The sequence below is a fragment of the Fulvivirga sp. genome, assembly GCF_040218215.1.
Lineage (GTDB): Bacteria > Bacteroidota > Bacteroidia > Cytophagales > Cyclobacteriaceae > Fulvivirga.
The window spans coordinates 111,645-126,193 of the sequence record NZ_JAVJQL010000010.1 but is presented as its reverse complement, the minus strand read 5'-3'; the positions used below and the strand labels follow the sequence as shown (position 1 = coordinate 126,193).

The window sequence follows — 14,549 nt, the reverse complement described above, 5'->3', positions numbered from 1 at the left end:
ATAATAAGTACAAATTGAAGAATAGTCTATAAAAGACCGAAAATAAGACCTAATAGAATGTCTTTTTTGATATTCACAAACCGCAGTCCGATATAACTAAAATCCTTTTTTAAGATTTTTAGAGAAGCAGAGAGTAAGGCTATAATTGTGAAAAATTGAAATATGGCTATGTAGAATAAGTTAATGCCAATCTTGCCACCATTGATTTTGGTAACTCCAAAGAATATATCTGGAATAATGAATAGGGCATAGCCAATGATGATAGTAAAAATGAAAATAAGGATTGTCTTTGTTTTGCTAATCGTTTTTTGGTTTTTTTTCGTCATTTGATCTTACCGGTTAAGTTCCCTTCTCAGACGATTAACTTCTATTTATGTTACATTTTCAAATGTGAGGTAACCCTACTGTATGAAGCGTGGCGATTTTAAATGCTCAAGAGCTTTAGTTTATTAATTAGGCAATCAGGAGGATTGGCTTGCTAAATTATTCCCCCAGTTGTCGCCAGTTGTTGCCATGCAAAGCATGATATGAATGGAGGTTGGCGGTTCAGTGTTTTCGCTATACACCTATTTTTCATTTAGTTGTTCTGCCAATCCAACTAGAAGTCCTTCAACCCCTCGAATGTAGCAAAGCCGATATATGTTTTCATACTGAACCACTTCGCCTACAAGTTCAGCACCTTGCTTTGTAAGTCTGGACACCAACTCCTCAATATTGTCAACTCTGAACATAACTCTTAGATATCCAAGAGAATTAACAGGAGCCGTCCGATGGTCTGAAATAGTAGTTGGCATTAGAAATCGTGAAAGTTCAAGCCGGCTGTGTCCATCGGGTGTAACCATCATCGCAACTTCTACGGATTGATTACCAAGTCCAGTTACTTGTCCAGCCCACTCACCTTCAACCATACCTCGTCCTTCAAGTGTCAGTCCTATTTCTGAAAAGAAAGATATTGCATCATCAAGGTTTTCTACAACGATACCAACGTTGTTCATTTCAATTAACCTGCTTTTTCCCATATTTTAGTCATTAAGGGACTTAATTCCTTGTTCATTAAGTCTTTTAATACCTTCTTTCATTGCTTTTACCTGGTCACTTGGGTGTCCTTTCCAAACAGTAACTTCGCCAACTACTCTAAATGGCTCTAATGACCGAAAAGACATTGACGGATTTCCCGGGAATCTTTGGTCGGTCAAATCCGGGTCGTTTTCTATTTTACCTGTTGGTTCAACCAAATAAATTCTTTCTTTTCCTTCACCAAAAGCAAGTTCAGCACCCCAAATTGCTGCATCGAGAGTTGAAGTTAAAAAAATGTATTTCGCATTTTTTTGTTTACCATAATTTGAATTAAAACCAACTTCAATTAGGTCACCAACTTTCAGGTCTGCTTTTGTTCCGTGAAAATAGGTTTGTGCAAAAGGTGTTGCCCCCTGTCCATTTGCTTTTAGTTGATTGTTCTTTTGCTCCATTGTCAAATTGATTATTTTACTATTTGTCTCTGGTTGTTGTTTTTTTGTAATGTCTGCTAACGCCTGTGTATAGTGTCGTAGCGTCCCAAAGGGTGCTATGCACTCTACATTTTGTGTGTGCCTTGAATAGTGAATATAGCTCATGAAGTTGAGCGTTCCAAAGGGTGACCTGCCCGAATGAATTCGTTCAGGCGGGAAGCCCCGAACGCGCTGAGTGGTGTGTCCCAAAGGGATGTCTATGGCAAGAGGCGCATCTCGTCAATTAAAACTGGTGAGGCGGTCTACTCAATTGGCAACTTTATTTTAGTATGCCAGTAACATCTTGTCGTCCAATGATAGCCATAATCTCAACAACCTCGTCCTTTACTCTAAAATAGATACCGTCAACCCCGCAAACACAACGTCTATATCCTTCTTTAATGTAGTCAACTGATTCGTATGAAAATGGTCTCTCGACAATCATGTCAAAGTAATCGAAAAAAGTATTGAAGTAGTAGTCGGCTTGTACTTCTCCAAACTTTTTTACTCCGTATTGGTGTATTCTGATTAGGTCATTTTTGGCTTCGTTACTAAGTCTGTAATCAGCCATTCAGATCAGACTTAGATTGCGCTAAAATCTGCTCTTTAGTAGCATTTGTAAAACCACTTTTCTCAGCTTTCTCCAGTTTTGCCCTTATCCAATCGATTTGCTTTTGTTGGTTTCTTGCTTGTCGGATTAAGTCGTTAACTAATTCACTCTTACTTGAATATTCTTGACTGTCGATTTGAGATTTTAACCACTGGTCATTAGGTTCCGTAAGTGATATACTTTGACGTGCCATAATTTTATATTTGATGTAAATATACACCAAATACGAATCAATTGCAAAGATGGTTATTGTTGCCAACGCTCGGCTATGGCAAGTGGCGGTTTTTGAAATCTTTTCTGTCCACCGTAACTGAACGTAATAGCAGGATAAATATTTTCGTTAACACTTTCGCCCGCCATTTGCCATAGCTATTGTTGGCAGCCGTTTTTACTTCAACACATATTTTATCTGTTTCACAATTCGTGGTCTTTTTAAGTCAACGTCAGTTAAGGAATGAAATCTAATCTTAACAGGTAAATTACAATCACCCACTTTTTGGAATTCGGCTATATACAACTCATCAGATGTACTGTGTCCAGCAGCTGAATATGCATGAATTATTAATTTTCCTTCAATTCGTGCAATTTCTCCTGACTCAGGATTTTTAATAATAACAATGTCCTTTAGGTAATGATTTAGATAAGGTTGCTTGCTCTCAATTTTAATTCTTGTTCCGTCCTCAAACTCCTCCTTTGTATCAGTCGAACTGAAAAATGGAAATGTTGTCACTCCAGTTAACTCTTGAGATGTCGAAGAATAATACAAGTCATAGTCCGTCTCCGTTCTTGGGTATTCGTTTTTTACTTTCCCTAAAGAGTCATAGGAGTATACAGTGGTTTTAATCTCGCGCTCCTTTACTTTTGTAATAGCGCATTCCTCATACTCAAATAGAGGCTTGATCGGTTCCGTCTTCGTCAGCAAGTAGTCAGATGGAATGGAGTTTGTCAAATCCATTTCAATCAACGTCTGCACTGCGGATTTAATTTCTGAATACGGCTCGACTGTTGTGAAATAATCCCAAAATTTTATTCCTTTTCCTATTACTTTCTTTCCCTCTGGCGTTTGAAAAACTGCCATGTGTTCAAATAAAGAGCCACCAACATTTACCTTGTCGATTGTTTTAAGAATATCTTTCTCATAGTCCGTTCTATCAAAAAGATTTGAACTCCTTTCATTCAGAATATCAATTTGAAAATAATTCTTGGTTCTTTGTTTTCTTGGATTACCCCTTAAAACATAAATCCTATTGATCTTGGCTTTCTTATTTGTGGCAACAAAAACATAAAGAGGGTTATTATGAAGGTAATCAGATAAAATTCCAAATTTCTCAGTCGATGTCTTTGTGTCAAAGTCGGAATACATTCTCGCCAACTGTATCATTGGGTCGTTAAAATAAACTTTGATGTCCGTCTTATCAATTTTAAACTTATCAACTTCTTTAAAATGAGTTAGGTCAATTCCATATGTCGTCACTGTCAACGATACCAAAAAGATAAAAAATTGCATTTTCTTCATTGCTCTACTTTGTCCTGAAAAATGGCTGCCAACACCCGTGTAACGGGACAAAAGGTGTCGTTATATTTTATTGTTCGGACGAATCTAAGGGATTTTTTATAGTGTTCATAGCTGTATTGGCTACATGGGTGTATATCTCGGTTGTTTTTAAGCTGTTATGTCCTAATAATGTTTGAATACTCCTTAAATCAGTACCTTGTTCTAATAAGTGTGTAGCAAAGGAGTGTCTTAATGAATGTGGCTTCACATTTTTTCTAATTCCTGCCTTTATACATGATCTTTTAAGCACTTTTCTTATCGAAGTAGGTGCATATTGTCCACCGCCAACCCCTTCAAAAAGAAATGTTTTGGGTTTGTACAGTTTGTAATAAGTTCTAAGATCCTCCAATAAATTTTTACTTAACAAAGTATATCTGTCTTTACCACCTTTCGCTCCCTCTATACGAAGCATCATGCGGCCGCTGTCAATGTCTTTTACTTTTAAATTAATGACCTCGCCAATTCGGAGTCCGCCAGAGTAAATGGTGCTTAAAATGCACTTGTGCTTCAGGTTTCTGGTATTTTTCAAAAGCCTTAGTACTTCTTCCTTCGATAATACTTCTGGTAGTTTTTCTCTTTTTATAGGCCTTTCAATCTCATAAAACCTATTGGGCATTCCTAATACTATTTCATAGTAAAATTTGATACTATTAATTATTTGATTGAGCATGGAATCTGACCTGCCTAATTTCACCTGATAGGAGAGATATGATCTGATCTCATCTTCACCAAGTTCAACTAATGATTTATCAGGAAAATGATTTATAAAACCTTCAAATAAGCCGGTATAAGTTTTGGCAGTGCTTTTACTGTATTTTTTGAGCTCTAGCTTTTGTAAGTATTCTATTGGAATGGTTTTGTATCCTGCTGTGTATGCTTGCCTAGCACCAGTAAACTTATATTGCTGATGCTCTTTTACGGGATTATGCATCGGTTTGTTAATGTAAAAATATCTACCATCTATGGTGGCTACGCCCTTAAATATGGAATAAATATGATTTAAGTTGGTACTAGTATTGGGTAGGTAGGCTAAACCGTATTTATTGCTCCATTTTATTCCCTTTATACTTTTTATTAATGATTGTATAACCTTATCAGGATAGAATTTAATGCCTATTTGACGCTGGTCATTAATGATCAAATGACTAAGAGAAATTCGTCTGGATGTAGGATTCATACTGTAACCTCATTGAAATAATGGTTAAGTCCAAATTTAATCGTATAATTAAACGTTTTTTAGACGTATAAATAAACGGTTATGAGACGATGCCCCTCATGTGGAAAGGAATTTACCGGACGTGTTGATAAGAAATTTTGTAGTCCTTACTGCAAAACATCATTCCACTATATACAGAATAAAGAAAAAGCCAATAATTTATATGTGACCATTGACAAAGCACTAAAACAAAACAGGCGTATTCTAAAGGCATACAACAGAGCTGGTAAGGCAACTGTAAGAAAAGCAGTGCTACTGGCCGATGGCTTTAACCCTAAATATTTCACACACTACTGGAAAAACGATAAAGGACAGGTGTATCTGTTTTGTTACGAATATGGTTTTCTGGCATTAAATGAAAATGGTGCTGAAAAGTATGTCCTTGTCCAGCATCAGCCCTATATGAACTGATGTTCAAACTTGCTGCATTATAAATTCACCAAATGTATAGATGATATTCTCCTTTTATAATGAAGGTGACTTTACCTTTTCAGCGGGTTATGAAATCAAAAATCCTATGAAAAAGTTAAGAGATAAATCCGTAGCCACCAATGCCGCCAGTATGGCGGATATTGCCTTTTTGTTGCTCATCTTCTTTATGGTTACCACCAGCATTGTTAATGACAAAGGCCTTGATCTTGTACTTCCGTCCTTGTTGGAAGATGTCAATACCACCAATATCAATGAACGCAATCTTTTTAAGATTCTGATCAATTCTGAAGATAAACTGTTGGTAGAAAATGAAACCAGGGAAGATTATAAACACCTGAAAGCAGATATTATGACTTTTGTGCTTAATAGAGGCAAGGCCTCAAATTTGAGCGATACGCCAAAAGATGCCATAGTGTCCATCAAGGCAAACCGCGGCACTACGCAGGATATGTATCTGCATGTGCTGGATCAGGCCAAGGCTGCCTATTATCAAATCTATGCTGACCTGCTACAGTTAAAACCAAAGGACATTAGAGACAATAAGCTGTCTTTAGATCAGGCTGTGGCCTATAAAAAGATAAGAACCGAGATACCCATGAATATTTCCATTGCCGAGCCTGATTGATTTTAGTGTTTCCTGAACCACTCAACAGCATAAAAGACCTTAGCAGGAGCGAGGCTTTTACTTTCGCAACTATTGTGGTAAGCTCAACGTAACTTTAGCATTGTATCTCATGAACCGTTCTCATGAGACATGGAAATAAGTTTTGATGAATCTATACGGAATTTTAGGGCTTTTTGCTGGTGTTGCCGTTACTACCGGGTTGTTTCTGGCAGCTTACCTTGTTTTGATAAGAAAAGATGATAAGGTGGGCAACTATTTTTTGGGAGCCCTTTTTATAGCCATTTCGCTGAGGGTGGGTAAGTCTATTGCATATTTTCTTTTGCCCACTGTGGCAGATGAAGGGGTGGCAACAGGCTTTTTAGGGCTTTCTTTAATAGGGCCCTTGGTACTATTCTATACCGCCTATGTTGCTGGCAGAAAATCTATTCCGTGGTATTATTATGCCATTCACTTTTTGTATCCGCTTGTCGGGACGGTTCTTTGCTTCACGGTAGTAAAAGAAGAAGGGTTTACATGGTTTTATCAGATCACAACAGTGATTATGCTGTTCTACCTTGTCAAAGCATGGAAGGTAAATGCCGTTAGCACCTATGAACATGAGCGAATGGCTTCCTGGAACAGGCAAATATTGATTGCTGTTTCACTGGTTTGGATAGCCTTTGTTTATCAGCATCTGACCAATACCATGATGGATTATGCCATAGGAGCTGCCATAGCGGCATTGGGTATTTATTTTGTGTTTATTAATGCACTTCGCTCACCGGTTGTATTCCAGCAAACTATGAAGGTAGAGGTTTCTCCTTTGCATGTTAAAAAAGTTAAATCTGCATTTGAAGAAGAGGATATTTATAAAATACCTGGAATCACAATCAATCAACTCTCAGAACAACTTCAGGTTCCGGCTTATCTAATTACCCACTGTGTTAGAGAATTGTATAAAATGACCTTTCCAGAAGCCATTAATCATTTCAGAATTAGTGAAGTTCAAAGTCTGCTGCTTATGGATGATCATGTAAAAGTAGAGGCGCTGGCTTATGATGTTGGGTTTAAAACGCCATCGGCTTTTTATGCTGCTTTTAAGAAACAAACAGGGATGAGCCCAAAGGCCTATCAGCAAACCATGGCATTGAAAACCGCATAAAAAAACGGCATGCTATTGCTAACATGCCGTCTGGTCAAAACCCGAAAACTCAACTCCCAGGTACTTTATAAGTGTCGTTTTGAATCTCAGTTTTTATTTGGCCCAAACGTGGTTTAAAACCTTCAGGAGCTACCTTTTCTACCTCACCCAATGCTTTAATGGCGGCTTTTTTGTTACCTAAATAATACTGGCAGATTCCTTTGTTAAGCTTTAAAAACCACACATCTGGATTGTCTTTTAATATTCTCTCAGTGATTTCAAGTGCGTCTTTAGCTTTATTGGTTTGCAATAAGAAAATGCCCAAACCATTGGCTTCATAAGGACTTAAAGACATTGATTTTAGCTCATTAATTGTCGCTGTCAATGCTTCGCTTTTGTTAAGTGCTTTTAATATTCTCGCTTTGGTGGTCATGTTAGTCACATTCTTATCAGCAGCAAAACCGCCATAACCTCCGTTGATTGATCGGTCAGCCCAGGTTAGTGCTTCTTCCAAATTGGTATCGTGTCTTAAACACCATGTTGCAGCGTCATTCCATGCTTGCCAGTGGTAGGTGTTGATACCACGTAGCTCGCTTCTAAAGCTTTCAACTACAGTGTTGTTAAGATCAACACCAACGGTAAATGGTATTCTTCTATTGGCCCATTCCAGCGCAATTTGAACTGTAGATTCTGTCCAGTTGATAAATTCATAATCTAACTTTTCTGAAGCCGGAGATTCTTCACTTTGTACTTCTACCTGTAAAGTAACATCCTTGTCAACATCCAGATAATAACTTCCCCACTGGTCATTATTATGAGCGAAAAGAAGTTGATAGCTATCGTCCTTTGGTATGATATGAAAGCCATATTTTCCCGCTTTTAAAGGTTCCCCTTCTATGGTTACATCAGTACTAAATTCAATGGTAGTATTCATATTCGCACCGGCTCGCCATGCAATAGGATTTCCATTTTTGGGGATTACGTTGGTATCATTCCAGACATCCCTGCCGTTTGCAGAAGGACCAGAATAGTCAATGGTAATATCAGTAACGGCAAGTGTTTGTGTTTCTGTTACGTGATTACTCGGCTGTGGAATTTTTAAAGTGTGAAATTGTGCGCTTACTTCAACAGTGGCTGCCACAAGCAGCATCATTAATAGTGATTTTTTCATTGTGTTTATTTATTTGAGTTAGCGCAATTTTAAGCGGCTCTATACTACTTTATATCCTGATTTAGGAAATCTGGAGATGATAATCACAATAAAAAGTTGATTTATGACAATAGAAAAAAGGCCATGGAAACATGGCCTTTTTAAGCGTGTAATGACAATTAAAATAATGAATTTATTAATATAGATACTCGAGGGCTACGACATCAAAAGAGCCAAATTCCCCATTTTCGCTTGAACTAAAACAAGCGAGCATGATAGAATTTAAATCCGCAGATGTTGGTGTGCCCGGAATGTGGATTGCTCCAACTCCGCCACTACCTTCATTGCCACCAGAGCCACATGAGATAGAACGGTTAAAATAATCGGTGTGCCTAAGGCCCACACTATGTCCTATTTCGTGCGTTATTACGTGCTCTACAACATTGGTATCAAAGTTACTGGTACCAGACTGTATTTGCACAAATTTATAAGGAGCACCACCGCTAGGGAAACCAGCAGAACCGCCACCACCACCACTTACTCTGTAGACTACAATGTCATATGGGGTGTAATTGGTGCCAAAAGTCAGGGTGAAGTTTAAATTGATATTGATAGCATTAAAATTATCAACAGCCCATTGCAGTGCGGTACGCATTTTGGAATCTAATCCGTTGGAATTATTTCCCGTGTAGCCAATCACATTAATGGTTCTACCCTGACTTACCAGGTTGTTGGTCCTGTATTGCTCCACTATCGGTTGACCTTTTACAAACTCACCGCTGAGCATGTTTTGAAGGTCTGCCGAACTTACTACCAGGTCGCCTTCAAGCAAGAATTTGTTGCCTTCTACAGCCGGGTTTAGTAAGTCTCTACTATTGGTGGTGGTTAAATCAGAAACATCAAATCCCAAAGAAGAGAATTGGGACCTGACTTCATCTGTAATGACCAGCTCATTACTTTTAATGACTTCTGTTTCATTACATGAGAACGCGAAAGGTAATATTAAAGTCAATAGAAAAACTGACTTCAATTTTGAATTGAAATTAAACATAATTATTTGGTTTAGGTTGATTGTCATTACAACGAAAGTCAAGCTAGTAGATAGGAAGTTTAAATGACGTGGTTATTGTTGAGATTTATTACATCAATGATTTATTGTCCGATTTCGAATTGACCGAAGTAAAGCAAACTGGATATTTTATTTTCATGTCAATGTAATTCACCAAAAGAACTTATAATTTCATGTTATGGTAAGGAACATTATTCTTTTCACGCTAACCGCACTCTTTGTAAGTTCCCTGGGTCTGGCGCAAAAACTTGAAACTGTTGTTCAGAGAGGTCATTATGAAGCGGTAAAGACCGTTGCTTTTACTCCTGATGGCAAATACCTGCTAACAGGTAGCCGCGATAAATCCATTAAGCTGTGGGAGGTGAATACTGGACGTGAGTTGAGATCATTTCTTGGTCATCAGTCAACCGTAAATGATATCGCAGTCAGTACTGATGGCAAGTTCTTTATAAGCAGCAGTGCTGATAAAACCGCAAAGATGTGGAATATAAGTACCGGGGAATTGCTAAAGACATTTGGCGGGCATACTGACTATTTGACTTCTGTTGCCTTAAGTAATAATAATAAATTGCTGATCACCGCTGGTTTTGATTGGGAGGCTAAGCTCTGGGATGTAGCTTCAGGTGAAATGCTTAAAACTTTTAAGGTGAACCCTGATAAAGGGTTAGGCTATGGAATAAGTGCTTCCTTTAGTCCTGATGATAAGAAAGTGGCCTTCGGAGGTGATAACCGAAGTGTGATGATTTATGATGTTGCTTCTGGAGAGCAACTGGAAGAATATAAACCTGAGAAGGGATTTTGTGGTGGTTGTGCCACATTCATATCTTTTAAATCTGATCAGCAAATATTCTCAGCAAGCAATAAAGGTGATCTTAAATTATGGTCAACCAGTGGCGGTAAAACTTTGGAAATTTATTATACTAACCCTTCAGAATTCACCTCTCTGGATTTCTTTGAAGATAAGCTGTTGATAACTACTGAGGACTCATTAAAAATCTACAGTGCAAAATCGAAAAAGCTTTTGATGGCTAAAAATCTAGAATTGGAAAAAGAAGTGACTGATGCCAGGTTTAGCCCGGATGGCAAAACAATAGCTATTTCTTGTGATGATACATTGGTTAGACTTTATGATGCGTCAACCGGAGCGCTGATCAGAACATATCAGGGTTTCTTAAACCTGACTGATAAAGCTGGTATTGAATACGATAAATCAAGCTGGGATTATTACATCAGAAAATACACAAGCCTTAAAAATGATGTCAGAATAAGTCCTGATGGCCAATACCTTGTGAAGGGCAAGATTGGTAGTATAGTCAGAATGTGGGAAGTGGCTTCCGGGAAGATAACCCGGGAATTCATTGGCCATGAAAAAGCGGTGCTTAGCACAGAATTCTCTTATGACGGTAAGTACTTACTGACAGCAGGCGCAGATGGAAAGGCCATCCTGTGGGATGTTGCTACCGGCAAACTGATCAGGGAGTTTGTCGGCCACCGTGATGTAATTTTTAATGTTACTTTTAGTACTGATCAAAAAAGTATAGCCACCGGCAGCTGGGATGGCACTGCTAAAGTTTGGGATCTACAATCCGGAGAGTTAAAACAAACACTACTATTTGAACAAAGCGCCCCCTATAAGTTGAAGTTTTATAATAATGACATCTACTTATTAATTGCCGGGCTCGATAAGACCTTAAAACTATGGGAGATTGATAGCAAAACTGAAGTGCGTAACTTTTTAGGTCATACAGATATTATTCATGACTTTGATATTGCTCCAGATAATAAGATGGTGGCCTCTGCAAGTTGGGATGGTAAAGTAAAATTTTGGGATATAAGTAATGGCCTCCAAGCTGCCCGGATGTCAGACCATGAAGGCCCTGTTTATGCAACAGCTTTTAGCCATGATGGTATGCAGGTAGCTACAGCTGGTTTGGACAGAGACATCAGGATCAGGAATGCAGTCAATGGCACTGTTGAAAAGAAGCTGGTAGGTCATGTGGCTTCCGTTACATCCTTGGAGTTTAGCAGTGATAATGCAATGCTGGTCAGTGCCAGTGAAGATGGCATGGTCAAAGTGTGGGATGTGACCAGTGGCAAGGAATTGGTGTCCTACATAATTCTAAATCAGAAAGACTGGATGGCTATAAATGCCAACGGTTATTTCAATGCTACTGAAGGGGCGATGCAAAATATCTCTTTCGTACAGGGCATGCAAAGCTTTAGTGTAGATCAGTTTTTTGATGAATTTTATAAACCTGATTTATTGAAGAAGACATTTAATAATCGGGGTGGCGATCAGCTGAACATGATAGAGAAAATTGAGAAGTCACCCCCGCCAACCATTGAATTCATTTCACCTCCAAACAATGAGACAAGCAAGACTGATAAAATTGATGTCTTTGTAAAAGTTTCGGACGCTGGTGGAGGAGTAAGTTCTGCCAGGCTGATTCACAATGGTAAAATCATTATGGATAAACCTGTTGATGTGAAGTCGGGTAAATCCATTGTTTTAAATGAAGTTGTTCAGTTGGTGCCTGGTACCAATTATATAGAAGCTACAGCCAAAAGCAAAGGCAATATTGAATCTAAAAAGTATCGCGTGCGGGTAGATTTTGGCGAGAAGATGAAATCAACACTTTATTTGGTGGTGATTGGAATCAATCAATATGAAAATGAGGCGCTAAACCTGAATTATGCGGCAGCGGATGCCAAAGGTTTTAAGGAGCTGATCATGTCTAGTTCTGAGAAGCTTTATGATAAGATTGAGCTGGTAACACTCTATGACTACGAAGCTACCAAGGATAATATTATTAATAAGTTGACCAACCTCTCCAAAATCATAAAACCTAATGATGTTTTGTTCTTTTATTATGCTGGTCATGGCAGTATGGTTGACAATGAGTTTTACTTTGTACCTACAGATAATGTAAAGCTTTACAGTGAAGATAAGTTAAGCAAGAACGGCATTACGGCAACCGAAATGCAGGCACAGTTGACCAATATTGCAGCATTAAAACAAGTTGTATTTATAGATGCTTGCCAGTCAGGGGGTGGAGTGGAAATGCTGGCGCAAAGAGGGGCAGGTGAGGAGAAGGCGCTGGCACAACTATCACGTAGTACCGGCATTCATATATTAGCTGCTGCAGGCAGTGAACAATTTGCTACTGAGTTCAGCGAGCTAGGCCATGGTCTTTTTACACACGTACTTTTAGAGGCACTTTCTGGTAAAGCTGACGGTGCTCCCAAAGATGGTAAGATTACTATCTATGAACTGAAGTCATATCTGGATGATCAGGTGCCAGAGTATTCAAAGAAATATAAAGGTGCTATGCAGTTTCCTCATACCTTTTCGCGCGGTCAGGACTTTCCTTTGGTGATAGAATAAAATGAGTGAAATAAAACTAGTTAAAGCTACCAAGGATAACTTGCCTGAGGTGCTGGCATTGAGAATTGCTACAATGTCTCAGCATCTGGAAGAAGTTGGTTGGTCTATGTCTGAAGAAGAGCACACGAAACGAGTGATGAAGCACTTCGACTGCGGGCATATAATATGGTCAGATAAAACTGTTGTAGGCTTTATCAAATACAAGGAGCACCCAAAGTCTCTGGATATCATACAATTTCAGATATCGCCAGAGCATCAAGGCAAAGGGTTTGGGAAGCAAGTATTAAACGTAATTGAAGCTCAGGCCCAAAACGCAGGAAAAGGCCTATCTCTAAAAGTACTAAAAGCAAACCCTGCCAAACGACTCTATGAGCGGTTTGGATTTCAAATTGTTGATGAAGATGAGTTTGAGTACTTTATGGAGAAACCTCTCAAAACCTAATGTTATTATACTCCAGTGTAGTTAAAAGGAGTGATCACTTTCAACTCACTTTTGATCGCATCACTTACATTTAAAGTTTCAATGAAGTTGTGGATGCTGCCTTTTGTGATTTTCTCGTTCTTACGCGTTAGCTCTTTCAGTGCTTCGTAAGGTTTAGGGTAGCCTTCTCTTCTTAGTACTGTTTGAATGGCTTCGGCTACTACTGCCCAGTTCTCTTCCAAGTCAGCATCAAGTGCAGCCCGGTTAAGTTCAAGTTTGTTTAATCCCTTTTTGAGTGATTGAAGCGCTATGATCGTGTGAGCCAATGGCACACTCACGTTTCTCAATACTGTTGAATCTGTAAGGTCTCGCTGTAGTCTCGAGATTGGAAGTTTTGCTGAAAGGTGCTCAAATATTGCATTGGCAATACCTAAATTACCTTCTGCATTTTCAAAGTCAATAGGATTAACCTTATGTGGCATGGCCGATGATCCTATTTCTCCGGCTTTAATTTTTTGCTTAAAGTAGTTGCTGGCCACATATTGCCAGATGTCCCTGCTCAAGTCAATAAGAATAGTATTGATTCTTTTAATGTTATCAAAAAGAGCAGCCAGGTTATCATAATGCTCGATTTGAGTTGTAGGGTGACTTCTTTCCAAACCTAGATAGTTCTTAACAAAATTATTCCCGAAATCTACCCAGTCAAATTCAGGGTAGGCCACATGATGCGCATTAAAGTTTCCCGTAGCGCCACCAAACTTCGCTGAGTAGGGAATAGTGGCAAGTAATTCTAATTGCTTATTTACCCTTTCATTGAAAACCTTAAACTCTTTACCCAAACGGGTAGGAGAGGCAGGTTGCCCATGCGTTTTAGCCAGCATGGCAATGTCTTTCCATTCCTCAGCAAATGCATCAATAAGTGCATTCACCTCATTCAATAAAGGTAAAAGTTGAGCGCTAATTGACTCTTTCAGCGAAAGCGGAATTGATGTATTATTGATATCCTGAGAGGTAAGACCAAAGTGGATAAATTCTTTAAAGTCACTCAAACCCATCTCATCAAATTTCTCTTTGATTAGGTACTCAACGGCCTTTACATCATGGTTAGTTACCTTCTCTATTTCTTTGATTTTCAGGGCATCCTCTTCAGAAAAATTTTGATAGATAGCGCGTAATGAATCAAATAAATTGTTCTCAACACCTTTAAGCTGAGGTAATGGTAATTCGCAAAGTGCTATGAAGTATTCAATCTCCACCTGCACCCTGTATTTTATAAGTCCAAATTCTGAAAGATATGGGGCAAGTCCTTCTGTTACTTTTCTGTATCTTCCGTCAATTGGGGAGAGGGCAGTGAGATTGTTCAGCTTCATTTTAGTCTTTATTTGAAGCGTGCAAAATTAATGAAATATTCCTAGTTGCCGGTTCATGCATCAAAGATTAATATCATTTAAGGTTATTCAACTGAGTATCTAGAACTTT

General features: G+C 38.6%; 15 protein-coding genes. 5 read left to right on the top strand and 10 right to left on the bottom strand.

The features are described from left to right. Positions 1–26: 26 nt before the first annotated feature. The 7 genes from RIB54_RS03850 to RIB54_RS03820 all read right to left on the bottom strand — a co-directional run bounded on the left by RIB54_RS03850 (position 27) and on the right by RIB54_RS03820 (position 4,829). Positions 27–326 carry a hypothetical protein gene (locus tag RIB54_RS03850; protein WP_350099366.1) on the bottom strand — a complete coding sequence of 100 codons (300 nt, stop codon included), beginning with the start codon at positions 324–326 and terminating at the stop codon, positions 27–29. Positions 327–566: 240 nt separating this feature from the next. After that, entirely contained in the window at positions 567–1,019 is a 453-nt protein-coding gene (locus RIB54_RS03845; RefSeq protein ID WP_350099365.1) for a VOC family protein, read from the bottom strand. A 3-nt stretch (positions 1,020–1,022) separates the two neighbouring features. After that, positions 1,023–1,469: an NAD(+)--rifampin ADP-ribosyltransferase gene (gene arr / locus RIB54_RS03840; protein ID WP_350099363.1), complete on the bottom strand. Its 447-nt coding sequence runs from the start codon at positions 1,467–1,469 to the stop codon at positions 1,023–1,025. A 298-nt stretch (positions 1,470–1,767) separates the two neighbouring features. Continuing rightward, positions 1,768–2,058 (bottom strand): type II toxin-antitoxin system RelE/ParE family toxin, encoded by a 291-nt coding sequence (locus RIB54_RS03835; RefSeq protein ID WP_350099362.1) that lies wholly within the window; start codon positions 2,056–2,058, stop codon positions 1,768–1,770. Further along, positions 2,051–2,290, bottom strand: a complete 240-nt coding sequence (locus RIB54_RS03830; RefSeq protein ID WP_350099361.1) for a ribbon-helix-helix domain-containing protein — start codon at positions 2,288–2,290, stop codon at positions 2,051–2,053. Before RIB54_RS03830 ends, RIB54_RS03835 begins: the two co-directional genes overlap by 8 nt. A gap of 195 nt (positions 2,291–2,485) precedes the next feature. After that, a complete protein-coding gene (locus tag RIB54_RS03825; protein ID WP_350099360.1) occupies positions 2,486–3,613 on the bottom strand; it encodes a hypothetical protein in 1,128 nt (375 codons plus the stop codon). Positions 3,614–3,680: 67 nt separating this feature from the next. Then, entirely contained in the window at positions 3,681–4,829 is a 1,149-nt protein-coding gene (locus RIB54_RS03820) for a tyrosine-type recombinase/integrase (RefSeq protein ID WP_350099359.1), read from the bottom strand. A gap of 81 nt (positions 4,830–4,910) precedes the next feature. On the opposite strand from RIB54_RS03820, the gene RIB54_RS03815 reads away from it, so the two are divergent. From RIB54_RS03815 to RIB54_RS03805, 3 genes are all read left to right on the top strand, one after another. Further along, entirely contained in the window at positions 4,911–5,279 is a 369-nt protein-coding gene (locus RIB54_RS03815) for a DNA gyrase inhibitor YacG (RefSeq protein WP_350099358.1), read from the top strand. A gap of 106 nt (positions 5,280–5,385) precedes the next feature. Next, positions 5,386–5,925 carry an ExbD/TolR family protein gene (locus RIB54_RS03810; RefSeq protein WP_350099357.1) on the top strand — a complete coding sequence of 180 codons (540 nt, stop codon included), beginning with the start codon at positions 5,386–5,388 and terminating at the stop codon, positions 5,923–5,925. Between the two features lie 145 nt (positions 5,926–6,070). Next, on the top strand, positions 6,071–7,066 hold the full coding sequence (locus RIB54_RS03805; RefSeq protein ID WP_350099356.1) for a helix-turn-helix domain-containing protein: 996 nt from the start codon (positions 6,071–6,073) through the stop codon (positions 7,064–7,066). Positions 7,067–7,115: 49 nt separating this feature from the next. On the opposite strand, the gene RIB54_RS03800 is transcribed toward RIB54_RS03805, so the two are convergent. Then, positions 7,116–8,216 (bottom strand): DUF2911 domain-containing protein, encoded by a 1,101-nt coding sequence (locus RIB54_RS03800; RefSeq protein WP_350099355.1) that lies wholly within the window; start codon positions 8,214–8,216, stop codon positions 7,116–7,118. 175 nt (positions 8,217–8,391) lie between these two features. Continuing rightward, the gene (locus tag RIB54_RS03795; protein ID WP_350099354.1) at positions 8,392–9,246 is read right to left on the bottom strand and encodes a M57 family metalloprotease; all 855 of its coding nucleotides are present in this window, start codon (positions 9,244–9,246) and stop codon (positions 8,392–8,394) included. Positions 9,247–9,442: 196 nt separating this feature from the next. Here RIB54_RS03795 and RIB54_RS03790 point away from each other — a divergent pair, with 196 nt between their 5' ends. Together RIB54_RS03790 and RIB54_RS03785 are read left to right on the top strand one after the other, a co-directional pair. Further along, positions 9,443–12,649, top strand: coding sequence for a WD40 domain-containing protein (locus RIB54_RS03790; RefSeq protein ID WP_350099353.1), 3,207 nt, complete (start codon positions 9,443–9,445; stop codon positions 12,647–12,649). 1 nt (position 12,650) lies between these two features. Next, entirely contained in the window at positions 12,651–13,091 is a 441-nt protein-coding gene (locus RIB54_RS03785) for a GNAT family N-acetyltransferase (RefSeq protein ID WP_350099352.1), read from the top strand. Positions 13,092–13,096: 5 nt separating this feature from the next. On the opposite strand, the gene purB is transcribed toward RIB54_RS03785, so the two are convergent. After that, positions 13,097–14,440, bottom strand: a complete 1,344-nt coding sequence (purB, locus tag RIB54_RS03780; RefSeq protein WP_350099351.1) for an adenylosuccinate lyase — start codon at positions 14,438–14,440, stop codon at positions 13,097–13,099. Between the last annotated feature and the right edge of the window lie 109 nt (positions 14,441–14,549).

Excerpts from the sequence above, each read along its gene's own strand:
- arr (WP_350099363.1), bottom strand. The coding sequence starts at position 1,469 with ATGGAGCAAAAGAACAATCAACTAAAAGCAAATGGACAGGGGGCAACA.
- purB (WP_350099351.1), bottom strand. The coding sequence starts at position 14,440 with ATGAAGCTGAACAATCTCACTGCCCTCTCCCCAATTGACGGAAGATAC.
- RIB54_RS03805 (WP_350099356.1), top strand. The coding sequence starts at position 6,071 with ATGAATCTATACGGAATTTTAGGGCTTTTTGCTGGTGTTGCCGTTACT.
- RIB54_RS03820 (WP_350099359.1), bottom strand. The coding sequence starts at position 4,829 with ATGAATCCTACATCCAGACGAATTTCTCTTAGTCATTTGATCATTAAT.
- RIB54_RS03825 (WP_350099360.1), bottom strand. The coding sequence starts at position 3,613 with ATGAAGAAAATGCAATTTTTTATCTTTTTGGTATCGTTGACAGTGACG.
- RIB54_RS03810 (WP_350099357.1), top strand. The coding sequence starts at position 5,386 with ATGAAAAAGTTAAGAGATAAATCCGTAGCCACCAATGCCGCCAGTATG.
- RIB54_RS03850 (WP_350099366.1), bottom strand. The coding sequence starts at position 326 with ATGACGAAAAAAAACCAAAAAACGATTAGCAAAACAAAGACAATCCTT.
- RIB54_RS03795 (WP_350099354.1), bottom strand. The coding sequence starts at position 9,246 with ATGTTTAATTTCAATTCAAAATTGAAGTCAGTTTTTCTATTGACTTTA.
- RIB54_RS03835 (WP_350099362.1), bottom strand. The coding sequence starts at position 2,058 with ATGGCTGATTACAGACTTAGTAACGAAGCCAAAAATGACCTAATCAGA.
- RIB54_RS03815 (WP_350099358.1), top strand. The coding sequence starts at position 4,911 with ATGAGACGATGCCCCTCATGTGGAAAGGAATTTACCGGACGTGTTGAT.
- RIB54_RS03830 (WP_350099361.1), bottom strand. The coding sequence starts at position 2,290 with ATGGCACGTCAAAGTATATCACTTACGGAACCTAATGACCAGTGGTTA.
- RIB54_RS03785 (WP_350099352.1), top strand. The coding sequence starts at position 12,651 with ATGAGTGAAATAAAACTAGTTAAAGCTACCAAGGATAACTTGCCTGAG.
- RIB54_RS03800 (WP_350099355.1), bottom strand. The coding sequence starts at position 8,216 with ATGAAAAAATCACTATTAATGATGCTGCTTGTGGCAGCCACTGTTGAA.
- RIB54_RS03790 (WP_350099353.1), top strand. The coding sequence starts at position 9,443 with ATGGTAAGGAACATTATTCTTTTCACGCTAACCGCACTCTTTGTAAGT.
- RIB54_RS03845 (WP_350099365.1), bottom strand. The coding sequence starts at position 1,019 with ATGGGAAAAAGCAGGTTAATTGAAATGAACAACGTTGGTATCGTTGTA.